This window comes from Aeromonas sp. 5HA1 (assembly GCF_029237245.1).
Classification (GTDB): domain Bacteria; phylum Pseudomonadota; class Gammaproteobacteria; order Enterobacterales; family Aeromonadaceae; genus Aeromonas; species Aeromonas salmonicida.
The window spans coordinates 317,999-333,276 of sequence record NZ_JAACFW010000001.1 but is presented as its reverse complement, the minus strand read 5'-3'; the positions used below and the strand labels follow the sequence as shown (position 1 = coordinate 333,276).

Sequence of the window (15,278 nt, the reverse complement as noted above, 5' to 3'; positions counted from 1 at the left end):
ATTGTTTTTATTATTTTATCTTTAATAACTCAATGCCATTTGGGATGGTTCTTCCAGTCCAATCATCAATCCATTTGTTAGTGTTGTGAATTGACGTGACTAACTTCTCCTGATTGGATGATGTAATCACAACGATGTTTGGCGCCTGTGCCTCTGCATCCATAACGTACCCATCGGGTAGGTTTGGTTCCAATCCGTGATTAACTGACTCAAAACCATTCTTGAATATACGTTTTAATGCAGCCGTTATCGCGGCTAAGAACTCCTCAATCACTGAATCGGAAGGTTTTTCTTTCCATTCACATGAAAAATTCAGTTGTAGCAGGCTATGAGCGTTAAATTGTTTATCCCTGTATATGTATGACTTAACCCTACCTATAATTTTCTTATATTGCTTTTGAGTACAGCGAACCAATGCTATGAAATTTTCTATATATGTGTCACATTTAGATGTTAGTGATTTTTGGTTATGTTTTCTTTCATTTAAACTAACCTTTGATGCTATAGGGATGGTTTGTTTTAAATGTAAATTTGGCTCTGGTGAAATTTTATTGTATTTTTGAAGTTCAGTTTTTATTTTTTGTTCCTCTAAATTGTGAGTACGTAACTCTAAAATTTTATCATCTCTAGTTGGTGAGTATGTAATACCCTGTTCTAGTAGCCTTCCCCAGGTCGCACGGCGGCGTTTAACATGCGTTCCTGAAATCCATATCAGTCCATCAACACTGTACATAATGCCTGTTGGGACACCATTTTTTCTACGCACGGCAACCATCACATTATAGCCCCGCAACTTTTTTACGAGTCCAGAGATGGTGCTCGGTCTACATTCAAACACTCTATCTAAAACAGATCTTATAAGATTTTTTGGATCTTGCTGAGCTGACAACGTTCCTCTACCAATGCCGGTTTTCATGTCTGTGATAGAATATTCAATTCCCCAGTTTTCATCAGGATTTTTTTGTTTAACGAGGCCAAGAATTTTTTCTATATCTCGCACCGCCTGTATGCAACGGTCATAATCGTTGTAGGTATTGACTAGAGTGCGATCTAGTTTTACGCGACATGCAACGATATGGATATGTTGGCAATGAGCGTCATTGTGTATTACAGAGGTCCATTTCGTGTCATTTCCATATCCCATCCGATCCATGAAAATTCGAGCTGACACGAACCAGTGATATGGGCTGAGGTTATCACCAGCAGGTAACGAAATTGAATAATGCGCACATTTCATTTCTCCAGAACCCAAATACAAATTCGCCTGCTGCTCTAGTTCTGTGAGCAGCCCACTGACATTATAATTTTTACCGCTTTCAGTGAGCGCCAACTCTGGGTAGCTGAATACATTTCCGCCAAGATAATTTATCTGTGTTGTGGCCTTTTTTTTATGGTCTTTCTTTTTGTTGTTAGGATTTTTGAATGGAGAATTCCTGAATATATAATTTAGTCTCCCAGAAAAACCTGGCGTCAGATCAAAAACCTCACCGATCATGTTTGCCCTCCGCATGTGCTACGCCTGAAATATTTATCAGTAATTTATAGACGGATTGGATTTTCTGGAGGATCAAAACATTTTTGGAGTGATTATTTTTGACTTCATCAGAATGTAAATGGAGTCTACACTCCAAAATGAATTCGTTGATATCTGCCGCCAGCCTATTTAGCTGAGCTAACCAATGGATCAATTCTACATGACGGATAGCTGGTTCCGAGTCTATGTGTTTCTCGTTGAGTGCAATTGCGCGAACGAGTTCGCTAATTTTAGCTACCCCGGATGCATGGCATCGTGCCTGTAATTTCTGATATTCGTCCGCTGTAAACGAAACTCGAACTCGCAGGGTGCGTTTGTCCGAGTCTAATTTTGGGGGTCTACCCCATTTTTGCCTTTTTATCATAAACACCCTCTTATAGTTGTTATTAGTGTTTTTGTGCCTATCTGTGATCAATAAGACCAGATAAGTAGCCACCTAAATATAGCTGGTTAAGAAAAATTATCCAGAACATAATAATTTAAATATAATCTGTCATAAATATTGATGTTAAGCTACAAGGAAAAGTCTAAATCAATAATCTTGTTTTAATTATTGCAAATTATAAAAATGATATCAACCCTCACAATGAAATGATTATTGATTTTTAAAAAATTATTTATGAGTAAATTTCTAGGTTCGTAATTTTAGTTTTGATGATAGCTATGTCAGTTACGTGATTGATCATATTTTGACCATAATAAATGGTCATATTTAAATTGATTTTACCGGTACGGATGGCGAAAACGGTTACAGAGAAATTTTGATCTGATAGCGGGTATTTCTAGCACCCCAGGGCATTTCTTCAAGGCAGCCCGGGAATTCAGATAATAAGTGCGACACTCATGGTTAAGCGGTGAGAGGTAGTCAACTGCTGACGGTGGTACGCTTCAGCTCGCCAAAGTAGAAGCAGTATCACCATGAGTTATCAGCAGGTGACTGAAGGGCAACGATACCAGATATCGGCAAAGGATATCCGTTGCCGCTATGGCTCACTCCATTGGTGTTATCGTTCCACTGTCTATCGGGAACTGCGGCGTAACGCCTGCTAGGATAGCTATCAGCCTGGCTGCTGGCCGATCTTCGGCTTGGTGCTTTCTGGCAGATGGATTATCGGTAGCGTGAAATGGAACTCGGCCTGTCCAGCGATGGCGATTGTCAGCTGACAACGGGGTGATCTGCGCATCAGTAGCCGCTGGAAACCGCATTATCGGTATCGTGAAATGGAACTCGGCCTGTCCAGCGATGGCGATTGTCAGCTGACAACGGAGTGATCAGTACATCAACGCCCGCAAGCATTTGCATTATAAGTATCGTGAAATGCTTACATTACATCAATCTCGGTATCAGCGATTTTTGAATCGCCCCTAGGCACAGGGTTGTTGTTTTCAACGGTTTTGTTGTAGTCACAACGAGAGGATTGAGATACCTGCCGGCTTCCTAATCGGCCGTCTGGCCGATGCGTTTGTAAGTTGTGACACCGACGATTTCCTAAACAAGATCTCCTTTCCCTACAGGCCTCATGAGAGGACGGCCTAGACTCTGTGAGGGTCGACGGAGCAACGGATGTAGCGTTTGTGGGCAAACTTCTGGCCGAATGTGACGCATCTCCCTGATGCGTCCGATGACAACGAGTGTGGTTTCGCCTAGCACTGGCTGGAGCTGAAACTGTACCAAACCAGCTCAGGGCGGTTTGTATGCAGTGATAAGGTGAGGTGTTTGGCGTGTTCGAGTTTATTGCAAATCCAGGGCGGGCCATTGGGTAAGAGCAACAGCCATGCTATGGCTATGGCAGCAATGATGCAGGCGAGACCCCAAGGGCCTTTGCGATCAAATAAACTTTTTCAAGGGTTACCCTAGTCTCCCCACGTTCGATTTTTCCCATATGACCACGGTCTATACCAGCAATTAGCGCTAGTTTTTCCTGTTGCATACCTCGTGCAGACCGCAGTTCTCGTACATTTTTACCGAATGCAGTTGCGAGCATCGTCAGCTCAAACTCGTCAGAATCCATGTTATCTCCTCACAAGAGGAGCTATGGTCTACGTTATACGGCACACTGTACACGGCTATCAGTACACTTGTATAATGACACGGTATATAAGCATCATTTGAGGGTGGGTAATGTCCAATCAACAGATCATCCTGAGCCAGGATCAAAAAAGTGGCACAGTGACATTAATTTTTCACAATGCGGATTTCCTAGCCGCAGTAGGAGATGCCCTTAGAGTGGATTCACTCTTACATGTCACTATCAATCAATCCATATATGATGAATTTGTTAAGAGTGTGATGGGTTCGTTTGTTGCTGAGTTTATGGATTTTAAGAAAAATTGGCCGATACCTCAGGAGCTAAGAAGGTGAACAAGTCTCTGACATAAAATGTTGGTGCTCATATGGAGTCGTTTCTCGGGGCCATTATGAGTCATGCTTGGTATTCCAGCCAGTCTACAACCCTTGGGTGAATCACATAGGTCGACAGTGGCACAAGTTAGATAGACGGCTCTTATGTTCCGCGAGCGTCACTAGCACGCCCGAGCTTTTTTGCCGAGTACGGTATCTGCCTCCCAATTGCCAAACTGCTCCCGGCTATCGACGATGGCGGGCGTTCATCAACCGAGCGCTCGTCCTAGATGAAGGTGCGCTTGCTGATGCGCCAGATAGGCAGGTAACCCTCCTGGTGGGCATTACGACGTCGCTCTCGCGATGAACGACAATAGCCTGCGCAGTGGCGGACACAGACACGCCCTGCGCAAAGTGCGCGGATATCTGGTATCGTTGCCCCTCGGCCAACTGCTGATAACTCATGGTGATACTGCTTTTGCTTGTTAGCTGCATAGCTAATGATAGTATATTGAACGTTTTTTGGTTTCCGTAGCTGAGTTTCTGTTCAGCTAATTCAAATTGAAAAAATATTGTAAATATTTATGTTGTTATATTTGATTGCTCTATTAGTGGATTGAAAATGGAAACTATATCCCCCCAGAAAAGCCAATTTATTATGGAAAGGGGCGCAGGGTCGATAAACTTTGATCACGACCAATTTTTAGTTGAAGACCTTTTGGACGAAAATTCGTTAGCTGGATTTTACGGGCCCAGCGGTTCGAGAAAATCGTTCATTATAATAGATATTGCCTGTCGGATTGCATCAGGAAAGAGGTGGCAGGGCCGGGAGGTAAAACAGGGTGCTGTAATCTATGTTGCTGCCGAGGGAAGCAATGGCATGAAAAAACGCATGCACGCCTGGATTAATAAATACAATAATGGGCAAGACCTGGACAATCTGTACCGTATATCACAACCAATATTTGTATCACAGCCACAGGTTGTTACCGATTTGATTTTGGCTACAGAGAATGTTCAAAATGAAACTAATATGCCTGTAAGATTGATCGTTATTGATACGCTTGCACGCAGTTTTATTGGTAATGAAAACTCTGCTGAGGATATGGGGAAATTCCTCGCTGGTTGTGATGAAATAAAATACAAAACTGGTGCAACAATTCTCATTGTGCATCACACAGGGAAAGACCTAGGTCAGGGTGCAAGAGGTGCCTATTCATTCAAAGCTGCATTAGACAGTGAGTATTTTATAACTAAGATAGAAGGCAATGGTACTATAACTACTAAATTAGAATGCACTAAAAATAAGGAGGGGAGTGACGGATTAAAAATGGAAATACATCTACAGATCGAGGCTATAGGGAAAACGACAAAAGGAAAAACCATTGATACCTTGGTTGTCATAGACCATGATAGTCGTTTGGTCGGAGCCCCAAGTACTATACAAGATAAGAACAACCAGCGACTCCGTAAAGATAAAAAACCTAAAGAAACAGTTGATGAAAATTTCTAAAAATAATGACCATAATATAAAGAATTTCGCTCTGGCTGCTCCTTTTTTAGGGAGAGTACCTAGGTTGTTCATGCCTATGCCAAGTGGTAAGCGTCCAATAAATATTATACTAGATGCTGAAAGTGGTCATGAAAGACTGCGTGTTGAATTGGCGGAAGGGCTTGATAGTTCAGACCAAAGTGTGCTTCTCGCATTAATCGCCCTAGCTGGAATTGATAGTAAAATAATTTCGTCAGCCAATACAGGGCCGAAGTCGAGTCTGTTGTGGAATGATTTGAATGTAAGTTTCGATGCTGAAACTGAACAATGCGCATTAGTAACTACTACACAGACCGACATTTTAAACATTCTAGGGTGGAATAGATCAGGTCATGAATACAATAGGTTGAAGAAATGCTTAAATAGATTGAAGAATGTAAGTTTACTTATATTTAAGGGGGAGAGACAGTGGCGATCTGGGCTGCTGAGTTATCTAATTAACAACACGTCGGCAATTGGTGAGGAAGATATCGTCTATGTTGTTTTGAACTCCAAAATTGCAAAGGCTGTCGATGGGGGACAGTACGCTAGGATATGTTTGGAGGAGCGTCGTTCGCTTAGCTCAAATATAGCCCAGCTGCTTCATACATGGCTTTCATTCAATATCAATCATGGCTACCACTTATCTCCTTATATAGATACCCTAGTACAGCGGATTTGGGGAGAGCCATGCAAGCCTCACCAATCTAAATCAAAAACAGAGTATGAAAAAAAAGAGATAAGGCGTAAACGTGCTGAGATTGTTACTGCACTGAAGCAGATCAGCGAGTTGGACGGCTGGAGAGTTCGGTTTAATGACAAGGTTGGCTCGAATAAGAAAGTCGAGGTGAAGCGTTTAAGAGTCATCAATGGGGCTGTAGAAAAGAGTAATCCATGACGTTAAAGCGATGTACGCAATCAGCGTTAAAGCATGGTACGTCGCTACGTTAATTCATGGTACGAAAATTGATTTTAAATTCTCTTACAGCCCTTGTCCTACAAGGGTCTTAGCCATTTCATGTTCCTGCTGTTTAAGAAGATCTTAAATGAAAACTCCTTTCATACGAACTCTCATACGAAAAAAACTCAGTATCTCTATTGCTCAGTGTAAAACACTGAGCATCATGATGGCCAGTTCCTTTTCCGTTCGCTATTTCGCTATTTCGCTATTTCGCTATGATGTCAATCTATGCGTTTTACATACACAGAATCAATACCAGCCATGAAAATGGTATTATCACCCTCAGCCCTCATATTGAGATAAGTGGGTTCATCATAATGATGTTCATAGAAATAACCGCCTCTTCATGGAAAATCATGGAAAAGTAGTGTGCCATCGAATTTCAATTTGGCTGGTAAACAATTAACGATTTCCACAAGTAAAAATAGTAATGCCATCTATTCATAAAAAGTCCAGACCATATCCAAGAATTTATGCGTGTGTCAATTTTTTGATAAAATCAAAATGAGGGCGAAGCCCTAAAAATTTTAAAGCGAAGCGCCTGATAATACAAATCGAATAACAACGAAGTGGCAAGAGCGTGTGCGAAGCTAACACGCGGGTGTTTAAATTTTAATTGTGCTCAGATATCACTCACTCGCTATGGTAGTGATAGTATTTTTATTCAACGTTAGAAATCTATCTATTTATCTTTTTTATTTCTATCCAATTCAGCAGTTCGAATTCGTCTCATAGTTGCATGAGAGTAGTGCTGTTCGATCATTTTTACGCTGTTGCCGACCTGCGCAGCAATGTGTGCTAGCGGCTCTCCCCTAAGTATCTCATTAGTTATATAGGTATGCCTGAACCAATACAATGTTCCTTCAACTTCCATCTCATCAGCGAAAGATCGCCAAATCTCGGCAGGACGTTTTAGTTCGAATAGGCACTGGCTTGGAGCCTTAGCTTTGGCTTCAGATATTTTTTCAAATCCCTGTATTTTAGCAAGCGGAGACATTACTTCAATTATAACCTTGCTCTCCTGCCCACTCCTTGAAATAATCATCTCACGGCCCTCTTTTATAGTGCCCTCCATTTTCCCCTTGCGTACTTTTAAGTAGTAATCTTTTTCTGTTTTTAGATCATCCCATCTAACACCAAGTGCCTCATTCCCTGTTCTAATACCGGTTAGATAAAGAAACTTGCAATACAAGTTAAAAATTACTCTATCGGTGTTTGTTGGGGATAATGATTGCCATTTAGTTAGTTTATCAAAAATTGTTTTTATTTGATTAGGTTCCCAGCACTCTCCTTTTATAATATTTTTAGTTTCTACTTTATTGCTCATGTCAGGTATCGAGCTTATGAGGGCTTGTTCTTTTGCTTCAAGCAAGATCCTTCTCAATACAATATGGATTGAGTTGGCAAGTGATTTCCCTGGAGCATCATGAGTCTCACAGTATTTATTCCAAAACAGTCTAACTGATCTATCGTTGATGCTAGCAATCTCTTGCTCACCAAAATATGGAAGGAGGTGATTCTTGATCAGGCTTATGTAATATGTATCTATAGGTTTAGAGCGCTTCAAGTAGAATTGAACGATTTCATTCGCTATTGTTTTAAACGCAATCCCCTTTTTAAGCGCAACACCACTCGATAATTTCATTTTTAACATCAGTGCTATTTGATGTGCTTCGGACGTTGCATCTCGTAAGTCGAGTTTCCGTGTGCTCTGACGATAGTCATGAATGCCATCTGCTGGTTGATGGACTCTACAGTGCCACCTGGCGCTGCCTTTTTGCTTGAATAGTGTTATGCCTCCGCCTAAATCATGACGATTTTTGAACGTGCTCTGACTGTCAGCCTCGATCCTCTCTGCCAGCATTCTAGCCAAGTCGTGTACAGAAAATTTACTCAACACATCGATCAAATCGCTCATGAGAAGCCCCTAATACTCAACGCAGTCTCATACTAGCATTGTGTATAGTTCCATGGATATCAATTTAAAAATTGTTGTAAGTTACTGAATTTATAGTGGTATGTTATGTTGCGTTCTGATTGCAAATCAGGACGACGCCACCTGATGGCGCCGGATTGGTTGAGTCGTGGTGCGAGACGGCGCTCGCGTCACAACTACCCGATGGCGTACATCATTATGTAGGATCACAGGGGATGCACCTGATATACGGGGTGCGAGATTGTACTCGCCCCCACGCCATCATGCAATTTGGCAGGTAGCTGATGCCAGTGCGAGTCGCAATGAATGTGTGAGCCCGATCAGGCCCAGCGGGAGAGGGGGGAGGGCATGGCGTAGGCATAGCCCTGCTGATAATCGCAGCCCAGCCGGTTGGCGACCTCGATATGGGTCAGGGTTTCCACCCCTTCACACACCACCTTCATGCCGAGTCGCTGCAGGTATTCCACCAGACCGGTCAACATCTTGAGGGCATGGGGCGTGCGCGCCGCCTGCAGCAGCAGTGAGCGATCCAGCTTGATGATCTCGTAGGGCAGCGCCATCACCCGCTGGAAGTTGCATTCCAGAGTGCCGAAATCATCGCAGGCGATATGGGCGCCATGATCCCGCAGCACTTCGATCAAGGCTCTGTGCTGGCTGTGCAGTGGCGCGTGTTCAAGCACCTCGAACCAGATCTCGATCCCTGCCTTGCTCGCCTGGAGCAGCACCAGCAGCAAGAGATTCTGATAGGTCGGGCTGCACAGCATGGGGTTGAGGTTGATGGAGAGGGCATAGGGCCCGCCCTTCGCCAGGGTAGGCAGATCGCGCATGATGGCCCTGAGCATGACGATATCCACATGCAGGGACTCATCCTGGCTGAGGGAGAGAAAGTCGATGCCCTGATAGCTCTGACGTTGTGGATCCCAACGTCTGGCCAGAACTTCATAACCCTTGACCTGACGGTCGCGACCTATGATCGGCTGATAAAAGGGCACGGCTACCTCGGCTACCGCCACGGTTGCCATGTCACTCATCGGATACTCTTCTTTGAACGCAAACATGGCACTCACCTGATAGACGGATATGGCTGCGCATAATACAGGAGGGAAAGATCAAAGCACCGTAGGAATAGTCTGATAATTGGCGTGATTTTGCTTAGTCAATATAGGACTATTCTGATTAACTTCCCCCGTCATTCTACCTAGACTGGCTCCAGTGATATGCAACTGACTCCATTTTTAATAAATGGCATTTATTAAATGAACGTCGGCATGTGAAAACCAGTCTGGAATAAAAATGAAAAGAATATATCTCATCCTGCTGCTGATGTTCAGCGGTAACCTGTTTGCATCGGCTGAGATCAGCATAGGGACGCTTTATGACTATATGTCAGGCCAGCAAAGCACCTATTTAAAACGCATTCGAAATCAGGGTGACGCTACCGCCTTTGTCAAGGTGGCGATTCACGAAATAACTTATGACGAGGCCGGTCAGCCCCATGAGTCACCGGAGCTGACAGAGGGGCGCCGGGCGCTGATCGCCAGCCCCTCACGCATGATTATTCCGGCCAGCGGGGTGCAGGCAACACGGCTGTTGTATATGGGGGAACGGGATAATGAGCGTTATTTCAGAGTCCGTTTTATTCCTGTGTTGCCAAAACAGGAGGACGGGTTCGATCTGGATGCCAATATGGCTCAAGAAAATCAGCAGCAAGTCTCTGCCGGGGTCAATATATTGACCGGCTTTGGTGCCATTATTTTCGTGATGCCAAAAGAGAGTCGCTTTGATACCCGTTTGATCAAGACCGATACCATGACCACTGTCGTGAATAAAGGCAATGCCACCATAGTGCTGGATTTTTTTGAGGAGTGTGATGGACGGGGAAAAAACTGTTCAACACCCGGAAAAATTCATCTATTGCCGAATATGAAAAAGCAATTGATGAAAAAGAGCGATCACCTTTATCGGTTCGAACTGATCGAAGGTGACAAGAGCAGAAACATGGTGATTGGTCACTGATGTTTCGTATATCCGAGAGAGGAGAGAGTGATGAAAGTATGGATAGCTGCGCCTCTGGCAATGCTGGTATCGGCCAACTTGATGGCGGCGGAACGTATTGAGCATCAGGTCACTGTGACCGCCCAGATCCCGACCGAGGCTTTCTATGTGCAGCCGACCGGCGGGGACAACTGGATGAGCACGCCGCAGAAGCTGGCCTACAACCCTTATACCAAGAAGTTGGACAAGCTGAGCAAGCAGCTGGATGCCAAGAGCACCATAGGCGCGATTAAAGGTTATCTGACCAACCCGGCGGCGATGACCAGCGGCAATGACTACATTCCCCTGACCGTCAAGATTGATGGCGTTACCTTAGGCACCACCTCGGCGGAAGTAATGAAGGCCGATGATGCCAAGACCGGCAAGTTGCTGGGGCTGGAAGTGATCCCGGCGGATGCCCCTGACGCCGGCTACAAGCCAGGCAACTACCAGGGGGTGGTGAGCATGATATTTGAATCGGAAGCGCCACCAAAAGGTCCGTAAATAAATGACGGTCATTAAAATTGGCTCCCTGTATCGGGGGAGCCTTTTCGTCTGCGTTTAGAAGAGTGAGACAGGTCGTGCCGTATTCCTCTTTCCTGCTGATCCTGGTTGTGTTGTGCGTACCTGCCTGGGCCACGGGAGGGCGAACCACACAACCCCTTGATCTGTTGCAACAAGCGGAAGATTTGCCTGATGGTTTTGCCGATCACTTCTTCGGCGTCCCGCTGGCGGTGCGCATCCTGGTGGATGGGCAACTGCTGGGGGAAGGCGAGATAGTGCTGGGCAAAGACACCAGTGTGCAACTGCTGGCTCTGACCGACAGCCACGAGAGCGAGCTGGAAGAACGGGACCGCCAGCGATGGAGCAAGGTGTTGAGCGAGCCTCACTTGCTGGGCCCTTGCCAGAATCGGTGCGCTGACCAGGTGCTGGCGCTGGAGTACAGTCTGGAAAACTCCCAGTTGTCGGTGCTGACGGCGGGTGCCGAAAAGGGACTGCACGCTAGCCGCTATTACCGTCTGCCCACAACCGGCAGCTATGGCGCCCTGCTGCGCCACCAGTTGAACCTGACCCAGGGGGAAGGGGAGCAGCGCAGTGGCCGTTACAACCTGATGGCCCAGGGCAGCATAGGCCAGTGGACCCCGCTGCTGGAGGGGGAAGTGAGTCAGTCCGGCAACGGGCAGGCGGCGCAGCACCATGTGCAGCAACTTTATGCCGAGCGTGAGGGAGAGGGGCGTTTCTACCGGCTGGGCTACTTCTCGCCCTATGCCCAGGGGTTGGTACGCCAACCCACCCTGTTTGGCGGCGGAACCCCGACCGTGCTGGGGGTCATGCTGGGGGACTCTGACACCCTGCTGATAGAGCAGGGCCAGGCCAGTACGACGCCGCTCTATGTCACTCCGAGCCGGCCCGGCATGGTGGAGATCTATCGGGACGGGCAGCTCATCAACTCGCAGCAGGTGATCTCGGGCTTGCAGGCCCTCGACACCAAGGTGCTGCCCGCCGGCATCTACGAGGTGGAGTTGCGGGTGCTGGAAGATGGTCAGGTGACCGAGCGGCGCAGAGAGATGATCTACAAGCCGATGAACTGGCAAAACCCGGATGAAAGCTGGCGCTTCAACCTGTTTGTGGGCCAGCAGACCCGCTTGTTCAGCAACTGGGAAGAGGAGACGGTCCGGCCCCTGAGCAGCGGCGTCATGCTCAACCATCTGCTCACCGCCTCGGTGATCGTCGGGGCTTCCAGCCAGTATATCGACCAGCGCTGGCAGCATGGCCTCTCGGCCGACTGGAGCCTGAATGATCAGTGGCGGCTGTTTGGCAACCTGATGGCGACACAGGCGCTGGGCAGCGGTTTCGATATGCAGGCCTTGTATCACTATGGCGAGGGCAGTCTGGTGCTGAGCCATCAGCAGCAGCGCCAGCAGGGGCAAGCCGCCGGGGAGAGCCGCGACCTCAAGCAGAGCAACCTGTCGTTGCAGCAGCGGCTCGATGAGCGCCACTCCGCCAACCTCTATCTGGCTCATCAGGTGGGGCGCGGGCTGGGGGCCGATCTGGGCTGGCGCTACAACGGTGATCTGCTTGGCCAGACGGTGAGCTGGAACCTGACGGTGTTTGACCGCCCGGGCAGCATCAGTACCGATAATGCGAGGGACAGGGGGGGCATGCTCTCCCTGAGCATGAACCTGGGGGGAGACCGCAGCCTGCTGGCCATCGGCATCGGCAGCCGGACCTCCCGCTCCGGCGGGCAGGAGCGCAATGCCTCCCTCAGTTACCAGCAGTTGCTGGAGTGGGGCGCCCTGCAGAGCGTGGGGGCCAACCTGACCACCGACAGCTACGGTGTCGGCACGGCGGGCTACGCCAGGTTTCAGGGGGCCTTGGTCAGCGGTGATGCTCACCTGCAGTCGTCTTCCTATAACCAGGCCCTGAGCGGGGGGATCAACCTTGACAGTACCCTGGCGTTTGGCGATGAGGGCCGCCTGATCATGACAGGCCAGTCGCAAGGGCAGGAGGCGGGCATGATAGTGGATGTGGAGTCCGATATACCCGAGCTGACCCTGCGCGCCGATGACGATCAGGGTGGCAATATCAAGTTGCGGCCAGGTCGAAATTTGGTGCCCGTCACCGCCTATCGCAGTGGCGCCGTGCAGCTGGATATGGCCGGGCAGAATGCCCCTTCCATGACCATTCGTCCCAACGTCTTGCCCTATCATCTCAACAAGGGCGGCGTGGCCTATCACCAGGTCCGGGTGATGAAGACGGTGACAGTGATAGGCCGCCTGCTGGATGGGCAGGGGATGCCATTGAAAGGGGCCATGGTGGTCAACCATGCGGGCCGCACCGTCAGCGAGGCCGATGGCTTCTTTGCGGTGGAGATGAGCGAGCATAATCCCATGCTGAGAATGGAGATGGATGGGTTATTGAAATGTGAGCTGCCGGTTAACATCGAGAAAAAGCCTTCGCAACAAGAAGTGATTCTACTGGGTGATCTATCCTGCCAACAGCCTGAAACCATATTGAGCTCGTTAAACCATGATTAAAATTATTTTTTTGATAGCAGTGTTAATGCCATTTTCTTTCGCACAGGCTGTCGTTATAAAAGTAAATGCTGAGTATGCGCAGTCGTTAACAAATCCAGGTGAGAATGAGTTCAGGATTACTGATCCATGTAAACCACTACCACTGTCTGTATTTTGCAATGACAATCTTTCACGGGTCATTTCAATTGATTCAGATATTGATCGGCCTTTAGTAAAGGGAGGGACTTGGTGGGAACGTCTTTTTTATCACAGTTTCCCTGGTGAAAAAACAGTTCAATTATTCAATGAGAATGGCTCGCCAGCATCAATGAAGTTCTCTATGACCCATACAGGATATAGTATTGACAACCCATTTTTCCAAGTTACCAATGAAAGCTTGCAGGCAGATTCAAATGCAAAGTGTAAACTGGTTGATAATATATTGTCAGTAACGGGGGATAGAACGGACACAATTTTTTATGCAATTGATCTAAGCGCACAGAAAACAGGGGGGGTATGTTATAGTGGCGATTTTAGTCTATGGTCAGGTCGTCCTACGCCTCATGTTGGAAAAATAAGAAAATTTTATCTTGGCTATAAACTCACACCAGTCAATATCGGTACCATTAGTAATGGTACATATAAAGGAAAGCTGAGTTTAAGTGTTGGTTCAACTAAGGATATTGATTTTACCAACGCAACGTACCGCTATCCAATCGTTGTTGATCTAGAATTTTCATTAGTAGTTAGAAATCATCTGAAAGTTGTTTTTCCTCCAGCAGGGAATAAAGTTGTTTTACAGCCTGACGGAGGATGGCACCATGGAAACAAAACGCCATCTTTAAGCGGAGTGATGCCCGTCCAGATTGCGAGTAGTATTCCATACTGGATTAAGCTGGAGTGCCAATACCTGAGTGCTGTCGATGACTCGTGCCAGATAAAAAGTGACAAGAATGCCAGTTTGGTCTCTATGTCTATTTATAAAAAGAGTGCAAAAGGCAATGTGTTATTGAGTCCGACAGTGAAGAAAACTTTTGAAAAAAATGAACCAATCTCCAATGGGTTATTTTCTTTTAAAATTAATAAAGATAAAGTGAAGGATATGATGAATTATCCGGGCAGCACATATAAAGGAAATGTAACTATCATCATGGATGCTATGATAGAGCCTGTTTATAACTGAAGTATTTAACAAAGACCGTGCTTATTGGCATAAAAAAACAGGCCACTGTCACTGGTAATGCCCAATCTCAACATGGCGCTCTTTTTCTGGGTGCTGATGGTCTTGACGCTGCGATGCAGGTACTCAGCCACCTGGGTGACAGACATGCCGCTGGCCAATAAACGCACAACTTCGCTCTCCTTGGGGGTGAGTTGAATCGAGGTGGTGTGATGATCCAGCCCGGCTTCGGCCAGCAGGGTTTTCACCGAACTGCCGATATAGCTGTGCCCGGATAATATCTGGCGGATGGCATCGGACAATTCACCGATCACTGCTTTTTTGAGCAGAATACCGCTCACTCCTAGCTGGAGCAGCGACTGCAAGATACCGGCATTGTGGATCTGGGTCAGCACCAGAATAGGCAGGGTGGGATAATCCCGTTTTAATTGCTGGATCATGGTCAAGCCATCGCTGCGCTCATCCCCTGGCATGCTGAAATCGGTGATCAACAGATCACAGCTATGTTGCTGCAATGTGTTTAATAGTTCGGAGACTTGATGCGCCTCGGCAACAATCTCGCAACCAGGTTGGTTATGTGCAATAAGGCTGCGGATCCCGGTCAGTATGAGCGGATGGTCGTCGGCAAGAATGATCTTGAAAGACATAGGTGAGCCCCATATAAAACAGCGAATAATATTTAAACTATCAAACATCTCATTTCTATACTACTTTGCGCACCGCATTTTTTCGAGCGTTAATATG

At 46.7% G+C, this 15,278-nt stretch carries 12 protein-coding genes and 2 pseudogenes; 8 read left to right on the top strand and 6 right to left on the bottom strand.

What is annotated here, in order from left to right; genetic code table 11:
* Positions 1-10: 10 nt before the first annotated feature.
* Positions 11-1,495 carry a relaxase/mobilization nuclease domain-containing protein gene (locus GWQ27_RS01470; protein ID WP_275906507.1) on the bottom strand — a complete coding sequence of 495 codons (1,485 nt, stop codon included), beginning with the start codon at positions 1,493-1,495 and terminating at the stop codon, positions 11-13.
* A 957-nt stretch (positions 1,496-2,452) separates the two neighbouring features.
* On the opposite strand from GWQ27_RS01470, the pseudogene GWQ27_RS01465 reads away from it, so the two are divergent.
* A pseudogene (locus tag GWQ27_RS01465) lies at positions 2,453-2,578 on the top strand (IS30 family transposase); the annotation flags it as partial.
* Positions 2,579-3,318: 740 nt separating this feature from the next.
* On the opposite strand, the gene GWQ27_RS01460 reads toward GWQ27_RS01465, so the two are convergent.
* Positions 3,319-3,546: a helix-turn-helix transcriptional regulator gene (locus GWQ27_RS01460; RefSeq protein ID WP_080697938.1), complete on the bottom strand. Its 228-nt coding sequence runs from the start codon at positions 3,544-3,546 to the stop codon at positions 3,319-3,321.
* A gap of 110 nt (positions 3,547-3,656) precedes the next feature.
* Here GWQ27_RS01460 and GWQ27_RS01455 point away from each other — a divergent pair, with 110 nt between their 5' ends.
* Positions 3,657-3,896, top strand: coding sequence for a hypothetical protein (locus GWQ27_RS01455; protein WP_224480036.1), 240 nt, complete (start codon positions 3,657-3,659; stop codon positions 3,894-3,896).
* A gap of 132 nt (positions 3,897-4,028) precedes the next feature.
* Here GWQ27_RS01455 and GWQ27_RS01450 read toward each other — a convergent pair.
* Positions 4,029-4,340, bottom strand: a pseudogene (locus tag GWQ27_RS01450) (hypothetical protein); the annotation flags it as partial.
* Positions 4,341-4,497: 157 nt separating this feature from the next.
* Here GWQ27_RS01450 and GWQ27_RS01445 point away from each other — a divergent pair.
* Together GWQ27_RS01445 and repC are read left to right on the top strand one after the other, a co-directional pair.
* Positions 4,498-5,388 carry a helicase RepA family protein gene (locus GWQ27_RS01445; protein ID WP_275906506.1) on the top strand — a complete coding sequence of 297 codons (891 nt, stop codon included), beginning with the start codon at positions 4,498-4,500 and terminating at the stop codon, positions 5,386-5,388.
* Complete coding sequence (repC, locus tag GWQ27_RS01440) at positions 5,375-6,304, top strand: replication protein C, IncQ-type (RefSeq protein WP_275906505.1); 930 nt, start codon at positions 5,375-5,377, stop codon at positions 6,302-6,304. Before GWQ27_RS01445 ends, repC begins: the two co-directional genes overlap by 14 nt.
* Before the next feature lie 745 nt (positions 6,305-7,049).
* Here the strand turns inward: repC and GWQ27_RS01435 are convergent.
* Both GWQ27_RS01435 and GWQ27_RS01430 read right to left on the bottom strand, forming a co-directional pair.
* Positions 7,050-8,285, bottom strand: coding sequence for a site-specific integrase (locus GWQ27_RS01435; RefSeq protein ID WP_275906504.1), 1,236 nt, complete (start codon positions 8,283-8,285; stop codon positions 7,050-7,052).
* Positions 8,286-8,623: 338 nt separating this feature from the next.
* Complete coding sequence (locus GWQ27_RS01430) at positions 8,624-9,361, bottom strand: EAL domain-containing protein (protein ID WP_096120053.1); 738 nt, start codon at positions 9,359-9,361, stop codon at positions 8,624-8,626.
* A 265-nt stretch (positions 9,362-9,626) separates the two neighbouring features.
* Between GWQ27_RS01430 and GWQ27_RS01425 the strand changes: the two genes are divergently transcribed.
* The 4 genes from GWQ27_RS01425 (at position 9,627) to GWQ27_RS01410 (ending at position 14,537) form a co-directional block, all read left to right on the top strand.
* Positions 9,627-10,319, top strand: a complete 693-nt coding sequence (locus GWQ27_RS01425; protein WP_275906503.1) for a hypothetical protein — start codon at positions 9,627-9,629, stop codon at positions 10,317-10,319.
* Between the two features lie 30 nt (positions 10,320-10,349).
* The gene (locus GWQ27_RS01420) at positions 10,350-10,841 is read left to right on the top strand and encodes a CS1 type fimbrial major subunit (RefSeq protein ID WP_275906502.1); all 492 of its coding nucleotides are present in this window, start codon (positions 10,350-10,352) and stop codon (positions 10,839-10,841) included.
* Positions 10,842-10,918: 77 nt separating this feature from the next.
* On the top strand, positions 10,919-13,375 hold the full coding sequence (locus tag GWQ27_RS01415; RefSeq protein ID WP_275906501.1) for a fimbrial biogenesis outer membrane usher protein: 2,457 nt from the start codon (positions 10,919-10,921) through the stop codon (positions 13,373-13,375).
* Positions 13,368-14,537 (top strand): hypothetical protein, encoded by a 1,170-nt coding sequence (locus GWQ27_RS01410; RefSeq protein ID WP_275906500.1) that lies wholly within the window; start codon positions 13,368-13,370, stop codon positions 14,535-14,537. The genes GWQ27_RS01415 and GWQ27_RS01410 overlap by 8 nt, the downstream gene beginning before the upstream one ends.
* A gap of 5 nt (positions 14,538-14,542) precedes the next feature.
* On the opposite strand, the gene GWQ27_RS01405 is transcribed toward GWQ27_RS01410, so the two are convergent.
* Positions 14,543-15,229 carry a response regulator transcription factor gene (locus GWQ27_RS01405; protein WP_265422133.1) on the bottom strand — a complete coding sequence of 229 codons (687 nt, stop codon included), beginning with the start codon at positions 15,227-15,229 and terminating at the stop codon, positions 14,543-14,545.
* Positions 15,230-15,278 lie beyond the last annotated feature (49 nt).